Raw genomic sequence first — 12,777 nt, 5'->3', positions numbered from 1 at the left:
CGGACATATTGTCTGTGACCATGGTCAGGGGGGCGCGAGTGAGGGGGATGGTGATTTGTGAGTCTCCCTCTCAAGTCGGTTTAGGCTATGATAGCGGGCCTGAATTGAGCAAAGGCTCTACACAATTTTATTACAAACGGATCGGGGATGTATGACGGCAAAGTTCATCAAATCGCTCTGCCCATGCCTGCTGGGTGTCGTGCTGGGGTCGGCCCAGGCGCAGACGGTCAGCTTTACCGAGGCCTGGAGTCGGGTCATCCAGCAGGATGACGGCTTGGCGGCAGAGCAGGCCGGGGTGGAGAGGGCCCAGCAACTGCGGGAGGCGGCCAAGGCCATGTACCTGCCCAAGGTGGATGTGGGGGCCAGCTATACCCATCTTGATCAGCCGATGGAGCTGGACATGCTGGATCTCAACCCCATCGCCAATCATCCGGAATTCGGCAAGGTGCTGGGGCCCGTGATGCAGGCACTCAACCTCAGCCCGAGCGATTTCGTCACCCCCCTCACCAAGCAGAACGTGGTGACCAGTTCGGTCAAGATGTTATGGCCGCTCTTTACCGGCGGGCGCATCGATGCGGCCCAGGATATTCGTCAGGCCCAGGTGAGCGAGGCTGAGCAGTTGCTGGTGCTCAAACAGCAGTCCACCTTCGAGAGCCTCTCCCAGACCTACTTCGGGGTGGTGCTGGCGGCGCAGGTGGTGCAGACCAAGCAGGAGATCGAGCAGGGACTGGCACACCATCTGGATCATGCCAAGAAGCTCGAAGCCCAGGGGCAGATCGCCAAGGTGGAGCGCCTCTCGGCCCAGTCTGCCTATGACAGGGCACGCATCGATACCCAGAAGGCCAGGCGCAGCCAGGAGATCGCCCAGCTGGCGCTCGGCCACATGCTCAAACTCAAGCAGGCTGAGCCCAATACCGCCCTCTTCATCAACGAAGGGATGCCAGCCTTGTCTCCCTTCGTGGAGGAGACCCTGTCGGTGCATCCCGGTCTCAAGCTGTTGACGGCCAAGAAGGAGCAGGCCCAGGGGATGATCAAGCTGGAGAAGGGCAAATACGCCCCCGAGCTCTTCCTGTTCGGCAACTACAACCTCTATGAAGATGATTCCATTGTCTCCAAGACCACACCGGACTGGCTGGTTGGTGTCGGGGTCAGCATGCCGCTGGTGAGTCGTGATGGCCGCTCCGAGACAGTCCAGGCAGCCAAGAGCGCCGAACTCCAGGTCAACCTGCTGCAAGCCAAGACCCGCCAGGATCTGGAGCTGCTGGTCGAGAAGACCTGGCGCGAGGCTGCCCAGGGACTGGAAGAGTATCACTCTCTCTCTTCCACCCAGGCGTTGGCCGAGGAGAACGTGCGGTTGCGGGACAAGGCGTTCGGGCAGGGACTCTCTACCTCCCTCGACGTGGTGGATGCCCGCAACCAGTTGGCCGGGGTCAAGACCCAGCGCGCTGTTGCCGCTTATCAATACGTGATCTCCCTGGCCCGCCTCTTGGCGCTCTCCGGTCAGATGAACAGTTTCAATCAGTATCAGCATGGGCAAGTGATCGAGGTGAATTCATGATCGCGCGCCACTCTGCTCCTTTTTTCATGTCTGTTTCGACCGCCAAGGGTCGCCCGTTTGCCGAGGTGAATGCATGAGTCATCCCCCCATCAAGAAGAAGATGAGCCAGGCCAAGCCGCTGTTGCTGCCACTGGCGCTGGTGCTGCTGGTTATCTGGCTGGGCTGGCGTTTCTGGCTGACCTATCAGCCGGAGCCAGTGCGCCTGCAGGGGCAGATCGAGGCGCAGCAGTACTCCGTCTCCTCCAAGGTGGCGGGCCGGATCGACGAGGTACTGGTTAAAAAGGGTGATCAGCTTGCCAAAGATCAGCTGGTGTTTACCCTGGCCAGTCCGGAAATCGAAGCCAAGCTGAGCCAGGCCAAGGCCGGCCAGGCGGCGGCGGGTGCCATGGCCGAAGAGGCCGAGAAGGGGGCGCGAGTGCAGCAGATCGCGGCCGCCAAAGATCAGTGGCAACAGGCCAAGGCGGCTGCCCTGCTTCATGGCAAAACCTACGAGCGAATTGCCAGCCTGCATCGGGATGGCGTGATGCCCCTGCAAAAGCGCGATGAGGCCTGGACCGCCTGGCAGGCGGCCAAGTACAGCGAAGGCATGGCCTGGCAGCAATACCAGATGACCCTGGAAGGGGCGCGGGAAGAGACCAAGATTGCGGCGCGCGAGCAGGTCAAGATGGCAGCAGGTGGCGTGGCCGAAGTGGAGGCTTACCTGGCCGATACCCGCATCGCCAGCCCGCACACCGGGGAAGTCTCCCAGGTGCTGCTGCGCAGCGGCGAGCTGGCCCCGCAGGGCTTCCCGGTGGTGACCCTGCTCGACATGAGCGATGCCTGGGCCCAGTTCCACGTGCGTGAAGATCTGTTGCCCCGCTTTGCGTTGGGTACCGAGTTCGATGCTCGAATTCCCGGCCTTGGCGAGCAGACGGTGCGCTTCAAGGTGACCCATGTGGCCGTGATGGGGGATTTCGCCACCTGGCGTGCCACCGACACCCGCCAGGGGTTCGACATGAAAAGCTTCCAGGTGGAAGCGCGCCCCTTGCAGCCGGTTGACGGGCTGCGGGTCGGCATGAGCGTGCTGGTCGAGCTCTGATGGGACGCGAGTGGCGGTTGCTCTGGCAGGACCCCTTCGGCCGGGCGCTGGCGAGCTGGGTCCCCTTGGTGCTGATAGGGATCCTGTGCTGGATCTTTTCAGCCGGCCTGGCGCGGGATCTCAAGGTCGGTTTGGTGGATCTGGATCGCAGCACCCTCTCCCGACAACTGGCGTTCTCTCTCGATGGCTCCGCCGGGCTCAAGATAGCGCAGCAGTTTGACGCCATCGACGAGGGGGCCAGGGCACTGCGTGGGGGAGACATCTATGCCCTGGTGGTGATCCCCCATCACCTGGAGCGGGATGCCCGTGAGGGGACCCAACCCAGGGTGACCGTGTTCAACAATGGCCAGTTCATCCTGATTGCCAAGCTGGTCAACTCCGCACTGGCCCAGGTGGTGGGAACTCTCAATGGCCAGGTAGGGGTGTTGGAGGCCATAGCCGACGGCAAGGCGCTGCCCGGTGCCCTGGGACAATCCGTACCCATTGCGAGCCAGGTTACCGCGCTCTACAACATCAATTCCAGCTACGCCCAGTTTCTGCTGAGCGCCCTGCTGCCTGCGGTGTGGCAGATCCTGGTGGTGCTCTATGGCCTGAACGCCCTGGCCCGCACCGATCGCCTCGGGTTGGACTGGACCACCAGAGGGGTCTGGTTCGGCCTCTGGCGTACCCTGCTGCCCCATGTGCTCATCGGCTGGGGGTGGGGTCTGGCGTGGAGTCTGCTGTTGTTCAAGGGGCTTGGGTACCCCATGCAAGGCAGTTGGCTGGTGCTGACGGCGGGGCTGGGACTGGCGTCGGCCGCTTGCGTCACCATGGGGGCCTTCTTCTACGCCATCATCCGGGATCCGGCGCGGGCGCTCTCTCTGGCCGGCGCCTACACGGCGCCGGGATTTGCCTTCATGGGGGTCACCTTTCCGGTCAGCGCCATGGGTGATGTGGCCCAGTTCTGGCGCAGCCTGCTGCCCATCTCCCACTATGTGGAGCTGCAGATCGGGCAAACCAACTACGGTCAACCGTTGACGGCGGCCCTGCCCCAGCTCGGGGCCCTGCTGCTGTTTCTGCTGCCCCTGCTGCTGGTGGTACACCGCTACCGGACGCCGTCGGGCGCGGCCCTGCCCCATGAGGAGTCCAGGCCATGATGGGATTCTGGGATCTGGTGCGCCTTGAGCTGCGCACCCTCTTGGCGGATCGCGCCATCATGCTGACCCTGTTTGGCGGCGTCTTCTTCTACTCCTTCCTCTATCCCCAGCCCTACCTGCACCAATTGCCCAGGGAAGAGCCCGTGGTGGTGGTCAACGAGGATGGCAGCCAGCTCTCCCGCCAGCTGGAGTTCATGGCCGATGCCACGGCGCAGGTGAAACTGGTGGCCCGTGCCGGTTCGCTCGACGAGGCCCGCCAGATGATGCTGACCGGCAGGGCGAGCGGCATCTTGCACATTCCCCGCCACTTCTATCGGGATCTGATGCTGGGCAGGAGCGTGACCCTGGGTTATGCCGGGGATGCCTCCTACTTCCTGGTCTATGGCACCATTGCCGAAGGGCTGGCCCAGGCGGGGGGCACGCTCGCCGCCCAGGTGAAGGTGGCCAGGCTGTTGAGCCAGGGTGAGGCGCTGCCCCAGGCCGCCATGGGCTGGAACGCGGTGGCCCTCAATGTGCTGCCGGTATTCAACCCCACCATGGGCTATGTGAACTACGTGGTGCCTGCGGTATTCGTGCTGATCCTGCATCAGGTGTTGCTGATGGGGACCGGCATCCTGGGGGCGACCCAGAACCAGCGCAGCCGCCGTGGCGAGTCAGGCTACTGGCAACATGCTCCCGTGCCGGCCTTGTTGCTGGCCCGCACCCTGGTGGTGGGGGCTCTTTTCGTCCTTCCGGTGACCTACTTCTTCGGCTTCTGCTTCGATCACTACGGTATTGCCCGCACCGCTGTACCCGGCGAACTCTGGCTCTTTACCCTGCCGTTCCTGTTGGCCACCACCTGGCTCGGGATCGTGCTCGGCGCCCTGTTCACCCGCCGTGATCTACCGACCCAGGTGGTGCTTGTCTCCTCTTTGCCGCTGGTCTTCCTGGCCGGCTTTATCTGGCCCCTTGAGCTCATCCCGGCCCCCCTCAACTGGCTGGCCCAGTGGGCACCGAGCACGCCGGCCATCGAGGGATTCCTGCGCCTCAATCAGATGGGGGCCGACTTTGCCCAGGTCTCCCGCTACTGGTGGCAGTTGTGGGGACTGGCGCTGCTGTATGGCGCTCTGGCGTGCTGGTTGCTCCGCTGGCGTCAACCGTGCCCTGCAACGCGGCCGGATGATGGGGCGACAGCGTCTTCCACCGACTAGGCGCCTTGCAACAACACGGTCAGCCACTGGGCTGACCGTGTTGCCATTCACAGGGATCATGGCTGATTCAGACCCGGATCGCCGATGGCATAGATCTGGCCGCACGCCTCCTGGTAGGTGAGCAGTTGCAAACCCCGTATCGCCACATCCTGGCGCCTGACCAGGCCATGCCTCTCTAGCCCCTGGCTCAGGATGGCCTGACCCGTGGGCTCCCCATCCTGCAACCCTGCGGGGCGTAAAATGGTCCACTCAAGGGTGCTGGTCTGCAGCCAGCTTTCCGCCAGGCTCTTGAGGCGTACCTCGTGTCCGAAGGCGGCGCGAGCCCGCTCGGGCAGGTATTGCCAGCTGTCGCCACAACCGAGGGAGGTGACCAGCAGCAGGCGGCTGAGCCCGGCGCGCTCCATCTCGTCGATCACATGGCGGTTGCCCTGATAATCCACCGGTGCACTCTGGCGAAAGCTGCCGAGGGTGGAGACTACCCGGGCATCCCTGCCCGCCAAGCGGCAAGCCTGGGCCACGGCCAGGGGGTCCAGGGCATCTCCGATGACGACCTCGACTCCCAGGGTATGCAGCTCGCTGGCCATGTCGGCATGGCGCACCAGGGCAACGACCCTGTGGCCCAGTTGCAGTGCGTGGTCGGTGAAGGCGCGGCCCAGTCCGCGACTGGCACCGAAGATGAGTGTGGTTGGCATGACAGGCCCTCTCGAACAAAAGAGCAAGCCTAGAGCCTGGATGGCTCTCTGTAAATGAGAGTGGTTTTTATTTGTGAGGTGCAGGGGATATGAAGGGCCGGACATCAGGGACGCCGGCCCGACGGGATCAACCGTTGTAATGGCCGATGCTGGGACGGCGGCTGGGTCCGCTCAGGTGGATGTCCACCGGATTGAACGCCTTGATCGCCTCATAGCTGAAATCACCGATGGCCTGATGCAGGCTCTGGGGGCTGTGGTTGGTGATGATGATGACACTTTTGGACAGGTTGCGACGACGGCGCAGCAGGTGACCGAGGAAGCTGGACTGACTCTCCGCCATCTTGGCGCGGTTGGCTGCCACCTCGTCGATGATCAGCAGGTCCACCTCTTCCAGGGCGCGGCGGTACTGGTTGCGCTCCTCCTGATCCTGGATGACGTTGAAGAAGAGCCTGTCCACGATGGAGGCCCACTGCTGGAAGATCACAGACTTCTGGTGGCGCGCGATCAACTCGTGGGCCACGGCGCCCGCCAGGGTGGATTTGCCGGTGCCGTAATCGCCGTAGATCAGCATGCAGCCCCCGCCGCTCTTCTCCCAGTGCTCGAAACCGCTGATGAAGTAGCGGGCTGTCTCGATGGGGTATTGCAGGGCCGGGTCACCGGAATCCATCTTGTCGAAGATCCAGTCCGGATTGAGGTCGGCCTGGGCGATCAGCTTCTGGATCCGCTCCTGGCGGGCCGCCTTCTGCAACTCGCGCACTTCGGCATTGGCCTTGGCGTCGTACTCCTTGCGCAGGGTCTCGTAGTCGTACTGGCTGCCGCCGGTTGCGGCCCGCAGTCGGAGAATACGTTGCTGCAGGCTGCTGACGTGACGCTTGAGCTCGGGATCATGAGCCCGTTGCTCCTGTCTGGCCTTGGCGATTTTCTGGCGTTTGGCCTCGATCTCTTCCAGTGCCTGGCGCATCGGGTCGTGCGGATCTGTCATGGAATTCTCCTTCTGCTAGGGCTGTGGCTGGATGGGCAGGGGGTCAATAGTGCACTTCGTGGCCGCCTGGTATCAATCATTCTCCGGCTCCTGAGCTTGTGCCAGCCGTTTGGCCTCATCGATCATCTCTTGCGCCCGGCGGCTCGGGCCAGCCTCTACCGGGGCTGGCGCGACCTGCTGGTACCCGGTGACCACGGTCGCCGGGCGGCGGGCGTAGCGCCGACTCTTGATGGCCCGAATAAATTTCAACATCCACTGGTGCTGGGAGTCGAACACCTCGGGGCGGCCGAGCCAGTAGGCGATGAACTCCCCGAGATCCTCTTCGCTGTAGCTGGCATCGATCACCCCGCACAGGCGTGCGAGAGCAGGCAGTTCTTCGTCCGGACGCCACTGCAGGTGCATCTGGAACGGGCGTGCCGGCAGGGGGCTGCGCACCCGCTGGCTCAGCAACGGCAACTGGAAAGGGCACTGGTGGTAGTGCTCACTGTCAGCCTGGGCCTCGACCTGAAGCAGTTCGGCCTCCATCAGCTCGTCGAGCAGTTCGGTCAGCTGGCGAGCGTTGACCTGATAGCTGAAACCACCGGGATTGCCCGGATCGACGACAGCCAGTGCCCGGCCAAGCTCGGGATAGTTGAGTCGGGCCAGCCGATTTTCCAGCACCAAGCGGCGCAGTTGCAGGGTATAGAGGCTGCGGGCCGGATGGGAGAGTCTGGGATGGGCGAGGGCGCTGTATTCGGCTGGCGTCATGGTCTGCTTCACGATCTGGAGTGGAGGGCATTATCCCTCATGGCGGTGCCTCATACAATTCATGGTGCCGACCTGCGAGAGAACGGCTGCCGGGCGACGGTTGTCAATCATCTCTGCGCAAGGGGGCGATCAAAATAGTCGGACCATTTCAAACGCTTGGCAGATACCAAGGCCAGCCCGGCTCGCTGCTCGACAATATTGTGTGGCGGTATCCAGCGCCCATGATCTAGTCTTAATGCTCAAATAACCATTTGACTAATAAGAGCTTTGTCAAGATGTCAAAAGCCGGACTACGGATCTTGGTGGTAGAAGACGAAGCGGTTTTTCGCCACTCACTGGTATCTTATCTCGAGCACGACGGGGCCTGCGTCTTTCAGGCAGAAGACGGGATTGAGGGGCTCTCTGCCGCAGCGCTCTATCACCCCGATGTGGTGTTGTGTGATCTGAACATGCCGAACATGGATGGCCATGAGGTGATTGCCTGCCTCACCGCCCGCTATCCACAGGTGCCCGTCATCGTCATCTCCGGTCAGGATCAGATGGCTGCGATCGAGCGTGCGCTGCGGGCGGGGGCCAGGGACTTCTTCATCAAACCGGTGAATGACTATGAGCAGATCCGCCGCAGCATCGAGCAATGCCTGACAAACCTCGGGCATCAGAGCCAGCAACTGGAGCTGATGGAACACATCGACTTCTTCCGTGGCCACGATCTGGCGAGCAGCCGGCTGCTCGCCTGGTTGGCCCCCCCTGGCATGCAGGAGTGGGGGCCCTGGCAGGTCACCTTTGCCGGCATGGGCAATCTCTTCATCCCGGATACCTTCAAACTGGACGACAAGCTGCTGGTACTGGTGATGGAATTGCCCATCCTCGGTGTGGATGCGGCTTTCTGTGGTGCCTTGGTGCGATCCCTGATGAACGGCCCCTATCGCCAATACCAGCAACAGGAGAGCCTGCTGCTGACCCAGCCACACCGATTGCTGGATTACCTCAATCTGCAACTGCTAGAGTCGGGCCTGCGTCACTCCTTTGCCATGGCGGCCCTGCTGTTCGATCAGGAGGATGGGCTGCTTTTTGCAAATGCCGGGCTCACCTCACCTCACTGGTTGATGCGTGCAGGGGGGTTGCCGCTCGGCTTGATGCGCAGCAGTCGCTACACGTTGCACAGGCGAAGTTGGCACGAGCCCTTTGATCTGCAGTTTCGCAGTGACAGCGGCAGCGCCCTGACGATGCAGGTTCGTCACCACTGACGCTGTGAAGTGAACACATGCAAACAGGGCGCCCATGGGCGCCCTGTTTGGTCTCTGCTGTCCTGACCGGTCAAACGGTCGCGGACTGCAGTTTCTGCTCTTGTTCTTCGGGCTCTTTGGCCGGGCCTTCGGCACCGTGCATCCAGTAGACCAGGCGGTTGGCCATGGTCAGCAGGATGAGGGCGCTGATCACGGCGGCCAGTGCGATGCCACCGAAGATGGCCATGGCACCGGACTCGCCGACGAAGGAGCCGATGAAGCCGGCGGCATAGTTGGCCAGGGCCACGAAACCGAACCAGGCACCCATCATCAGGGAGGCCAGGCGCAGCGGAGCCAGCTTGGTCACCATGGAGAGACCGATGGGAGAGAGGCAGAGCTCGCCCAGGGTATGGAACAGGTAGGCACCGACCAGCCAGAACATGGAGGTCTTGACAGCCTGATCACCACCTTGCTCCAGCACGGCACCGATCATGAACAGGAAGCCGACGGCCAGGAACAGCAGGCCCATGGCGAATTTCACCGGGGAGTTCGGCTCTTTCTTGCCGAGCTTGATCCAGATGGCGGCCACGACAGGGGCCAGGGTGATGATGAAGAAGGGGTTCAGGGACTGGAACCAGGCTGTCGGCACTTCGAAGCTGCCGATCATGCGGTCGGTATACTCCTGGGCATACAGGTTCATCAGACCACCGGCCTGCTCGAAGCCGGCCCAGAAGATGATGGTGAACAGGCCCAGTACCAGGATCACCTTGATGCGATCCACTTCCTGTTTGGTCAGGGGCGCTTTTTGCTCCTTGGAGCGTTGCAGGGCGGCACGCTGGGCGGCGGGCACACGGCCGATGTCGCCAAGGAAACGCTGGGCCATGGTGGCCTGCACAACCAGGGAGAGCAGCATGCCGATACCGGCGCTGACGAAGGCGGCTTGCCAGCCATAGGCGGTGGCGGCGGCGCCGCAGATCACGCCGGCCAGCAGGGAGCCCAGGTTGATGCCCATGTAGAAGATGGTGAAGGCGCCGTCACGACGGTGATCCCCTTCTTTATACAGGTCACCCACCATGGTGGAGATGTTCGGTTTGAACAGGCCGTTGCCCACGATCAGCAAGCCAAGGCCGGCATAGAAGACGGTGTTGACCATGTCAGGGTACATGGCGTGAGGCAGTGCCAGGGTAAACTGGCCGGCGGCCATCAGCACGGCACCGAACAGGATGGCACGGCGCTGGCCCAGGAAGGTATCGGCGAGCCAGCCGCCGATGACGGGGGTGATGTAGACCAGACCGGTATAGATGCCGTACAGCTTGAGGGCGTCGGCCTGGGTCCAGCCCATGCCACCGTTGGCGGTCAGGTCGGTCAGATAGAGGACGAGCACGGCACGCATGCCGTAATAGGAGAATCTCTCCCACAGTTCGGTACTAAAGAGCAAAAAAAGCCCTTTAGGGTGACCTAAAAAGGTCCCTTTGGACGGGTTATTCATTGGAACTTCCACCTGTGTCTTATATTTTTTTAGAAATTTTATGCAAGGGCTAGGAACAAGCCTTAATCCTTATAGAACAAGCGACTTTAAATTACAATATTATGATTTAGCGATATTTTATCTATCAATGGTTGAATATTTGTTTATAAAATGAAAAAGGGCATCGAATGATGCCCAGTTTTTTATTCTGCTTATCTTGTAAATATTCAGAGATTACAGCTCTTTGGCAAACTGCTTCAGCCAGCTGGTGAATTCTTTGCTGAGTTCCCGATGGCGCACGGCGTATTCCACATTGGCCTTCATATAACCGAGCTTGCTGCCGCAATCGTGGCTGCGTCCCTTCATGAAGTAGGCATTGACCTGCTCCTTTTCCATCAGCATGGCGATGGCATCGGTCAGCTGGATCTCGTCGCCGGCGCCGGCCGGGGTTTTTTCCAGCAAGGGCCAGATATTGGCCGAGAGCACATAGCGACCGACCACGGCCAGGTTGGACGGGGCTTCATCCCGGGGCGGCTTCTCGACGATGGCCTGCATCGGCAGGGACATGCCTTCGCTCAGGGCTTCCCCCTTGATGTCGGCGATGCCGTATTTGTCCACTTCGCTCTCGGGGACGGCTTCCACCATGATCTGGCTGATCTGCTCCTCTTCGAACAGATGCACCATCTCCGCCAGGTTGTCCTGCTTCAGATCGCTGGCCACCTCGTCGATGAGCACATCCGGCAGCAGAACGGCGAAGGGTTGATCCCCGATGAGGGGGCGGGCACACAGTACTGCATGGCCCAGGCCTTTTGCTTCCCCTTGACGCACGTGCATGATGGTGACGTCTTTGGGACAGATGTGCTGAACCTCTTCCAGCAGTTGGCGCTTGACCCGCTTCTCCAGGGTCGCCTCCAGCTCGAAGCTTTTGTCGAAGTGGTTCTCGATGGAGTTCTTGCTTGAATGGGTCACCAGGATGATCTCCTTGATGCCGGCGGCGATGGCTTCGCGCACCACATACTGGATCAGCGGCTTGTCGACCACGGGCAGCATCTCCTTGGGGATGGCCTTGGTGGCGGGCAGCATGCGGGTACCCAGACCGGCAACGGGGAGAACGGCCTTGCGAACAACGAGCGGTGTCTTTTTCATGGAGTGAGTCCGAAGATACAAAGTGGGCTCATGATACCCGAAGAAAAATAGGGCAGCCACAGGCTGCCCTCGGGATGATAGGGATTCAAACCGGTTACTTGACGATAATCATGTCCCGGTTTGCTTCCAGCGTGGCAGGTCCGATGCCACTGACGTCCGCCAGTTGATCGACGGAGGTGAACTTGCCCTGCTTCTCCCTGTGGTCGATGATGGCCTGTGCCTTCTTCTCGCCAATGCCTTTCAGGGCGGTGAGCTCGCTGGCACTGGCGGTATTGAGATTGATCTTGCCGCTTTCCTTGACTTGGGTGGTGGCCACAGGCTTGGTCGCCGCCTTGTCGGCGGCCAGCAGAGGTTGGCTCAACAGGGGGAGGCAGCCCAGCAGCAGTGCGGCGATCAGGGTCTTCTTGTTCATATCGTCATGTCCTTATGTGGCGTTAGTGCCACATTTATCATTAGCTGTGTTGCGCCACTTTTTGTCTGTCAGTTTTGACACTGTATAAGTCAGTGCAAACGGCTATAAGCCGAAGATACTCACTCGGTTACACTGACCAACCCTTTGAGCGAGAACTCTTTTCCATGTATCTACCCGCCATTTCCGAACTGGAGCCCATCGCCCGCGCCGCCGGTGAGGCCATCATGTCCATCTACAGCCAGCCCTTTGCGGTGGAGTACAAGCAGGACGAGAGCCCGCTGACGGCTGCGGACAAGGGGGCCCACGAGGTGATCGTTCAGGCGCTGGCGCGTCTCACTCCCGATATCCCGGTGTTGTCGGAAGAGTCCTCCCCCGAGGTGATGGCTGCGCGACTCGGCTGGTCCCGCTACTGGCTGGTGGATCCTTTGGATGGCACCAAGGAGTTTGTCTCCCGCAACGGCGAGTTCACGGTGAATATCGCCCTGATTGAACAGGGGACCCCGCGCTGGGGGCTGGTCTATGCCCCGGTACTGGACAAGCTCTGGTATGGGGGCAAGGGGATTGGCGCCTGGCGTGTGGCCGATGGCAGGCACGAGACCATCCAGACCCGTCCTCATGACGCAGGGCAAGTGTGGCGCGTGGTGGGCAGTCGCAATCACCTGTCGCAGGAAACCCTCGAGTATCTGGCCCGTTTTGGCGAACTGGAGCGGGGCGAGATCGAGTTGGTTTCCATGGGCAGCTCTCTCAAGTTTTGCATCATTGCCGAGGGGGAGGCCGAGCTTTACCCGCGGCTCGCGCCGACCTGCGAGTGGGATACGGGGGCTGCTCAGGCGGTACTGGAAGGGGCGGGGGGCAGCGTCACCCAGCTCGATGGTTCGCCGCTTTGCTACAACAAGCCCGATATCCTCAATCCCTGGTTTGTGGCCAGGGCATGAGTCACCATCGGATACGAAAAGGCCGGACAGTGTCCGGCCTTTTTCTTGTCAGCCTCGATGGGCTCAGAAGACTTTCTTGAACGGTTTGATGGTCACTCTGGCGTAGACCCCTGCCGCAACATAGGGGTCCGGTATCTATTCACCAGGACGGGGTTGACGGCATCAGTTCTGCCGGGATGGGATAATCTGTCTTCTCGATGCACGCCC

At 61.2% G+C, this 12,777-nt stretch carries 12 protein-coding genes and 1 pseudogene; 6 read left to right on the top strand and 7 right to left on the bottom strand.

Annotation, left to right across the window (positions count from 1 at the left end; all coding sequences use genetic code 11):
- Positions 1-151 precede the first annotated feature (151 nt).
- The 4 genes from PG892_RS14490 (at position 152) to PG892_RS14475 (ending at position 4,962) form a co-directional block, all read left to right on the top strand.
- The gene (locus PG892_RS14490) at positions 152-1,558 is read left to right on the top strand and encodes a TolC family protein (protein ID WP_164882111.1); all 1,407 of its coding nucleotides are present in this window, start codon (positions 152-154) and stop codon (positions 1,556-1,558) included.
- A 73-nt stretch (positions 1,559-1,631) separates the two neighbouring features.
- Positions 1,632-2,636 (top strand): HlyD family secretion protein, encoded by a 1,005-nt coding sequence (locus tag PG892_RS14485; protein WP_128313796.1) that lies wholly within the window; start codon positions 1,632-1,634, stop codon positions 2,634-2,636.
- Entirely contained in the window at positions 2,636-3,772 is a 1,137-nt protein-coding gene (locus tag PG892_RS14480) for an ABC transporter permease (RefSeq protein WP_128313797.1), read from the top strand. The genes PG892_RS14485 and PG892_RS14480 overlap by 1 nt, the downstream gene beginning before the upstream one ends.
- Complete coding sequence (locus PG892_RS14475) at positions 3,769-4,962, top strand: ABC transporter permease (protein WP_102949205.1); 1,194 nt, start codon at positions 3,769-3,771, stop codon at positions 4,960-4,962. Before PG892_RS14480 ends, PG892_RS14475 begins: the two co-directional genes overlap by 4 nt.
- A 56-nt stretch (positions 4,963-5,018) precedes the next feature.
- Here the strand turns inward: PG892_RS14475 and PG892_RS14470 are convergent, their stop codons facing one another.
- The 3 genes from PG892_RS14470 to PG892_RS14460 all read right to left on the bottom strand — a co-directional run bounded on the left by PG892_RS14470 (position 5,019) and on the right by PG892_RS14460 (position 7,383).
- On the bottom strand, positions 5,019-5,654 hold the full coding sequence (locus PG892_RS14470; RefSeq protein WP_270825525.1) for an SDR family oxidoreductase: 636 nt from the start codon (positions 5,652-5,654) through the stop codon (positions 5,019-5,021).
- Between the two features lie 127 nt (positions 5,655-5,781).
- Entirely contained in the window at positions 5,782-6,636 is an 855-nt protein-coding gene (locus PG892_RS14465) for a DnaA ATPase domain-containing protein (protein ID WP_010675546.1), read from the bottom strand.
- Between the two features lie 72 nt (positions 6,637-6,708).
- The gene (locus PG892_RS14460) at positions 6,709-7,383 is read right to left on the bottom strand and encodes a DnaT-like ssDNA-binding domain-containing protein (RefSeq protein ID WP_069652184.1); all 675 of its coding nucleotides are present in this window, start codon (positions 7,381-7,383) and stop codon (positions 6,709-6,711) included.
- 275 nt (positions 7,384-7,658) lie between these two features.
- Here PG892_RS14460 and PG892_RS14455 point away from each other — a divergent pair, with 275 nt between their 5' ends.
- Positions 7,659-8,630 carry a response regulator gene (locus tag PG892_RS14455; RefSeq protein WP_029314797.1) on the top strand — a complete coding sequence of 324 codons (972 nt, stop codon included), beginning with the start codon at positions 7,659-7,661 and terminating at the stop codon, positions 8,628-8,630.
- Between the two features lie 70 nt (positions 8,631-8,700).
- On the opposite strand, the gene PG892_RS14450 is transcribed toward PG892_RS14455, so the two are convergent.
- The 3 genes from PG892_RS14450 to PG892_RS14440 form a co-directional block, all read right to left on the bottom strand.
- Positions 8,701-10,098 carry a peptide MFS transporter gene (locus PG892_RS14450; protein WP_210555876.1) on the bottom strand — a complete coding sequence of 466 codons (1,398 nt, stop codon included), beginning with the start codon at positions 10,096-10,098 and terminating at the stop codon, positions 8,701-8,703.
- Between the two features lie 213 nt (positions 10,099-10,311).
- A complete protein-coding gene (galU, locus tag PG892_RS14445; protein ID WP_010675542.1) occupies positions 10,312-11,223 on the bottom strand; it encodes a UTP--glucose-1-phosphate uridylyltransferase GalU in 912 nt (303 codons plus the stop codon).
- A 94-nt stretch (positions 11,224-11,317) separates the two neighbouring features.
- Positions 11,318-11,635: a ComEA family DNA-binding protein gene (locus PG892_RS14440; protein ID WP_043156043.1), complete on the bottom strand. Its 318-nt coding sequence runs from the start codon at positions 11,633-11,635 to the stop codon at positions 11,318-11,320.
- A 164-nt stretch (positions 11,636-11,799) separates the two neighbouring features.
- Here PG892_RS14440 and cysQ point away from each other — a divergent pair, with 164 nt between their 5' ends.
- Positions 11,800-12,570 carry a 3'(2'),5'-bisphosphate nucleotidase CysQ gene (gene cysQ, locus PG892_RS14435; RefSeq protein ID WP_039041322.1) on the top strand — a complete coding sequence of 257 codons (771 nt, stop codon included), beginning with the start codon at positions 11,800-11,802 and terminating at the stop codon, positions 12,568-12,570.
- 63 nt (positions 12,571-12,633) lie between these two features.
- Here cysQ and PG892_RS22655 read toward each other — a convergent pair.
- Positions 12,634-12,699 (bottom strand): annotated as a pseudogene (locus PG892_RS22655) (YciI family protein); the annotation flags it as partial.
- Between the last annotated feature and the right edge of the window lie 78 nt (positions 12,700-12,777).

Source organism: Aeromonas sp. QDB68 (assembly GCF_027707405.1).
Classification (GTDB): domain Bacteria; phylum Pseudomonadota; class Gammaproteobacteria; order Enterobacterales; family Aeromonadaceae; genus Aeromonas; species Aeromonas caviae.
The sequence above is the reverse complement of the archived record's forward strand: the minus strand, read 5'-3'. Positions and strand labels throughout refer to the sequence as shown.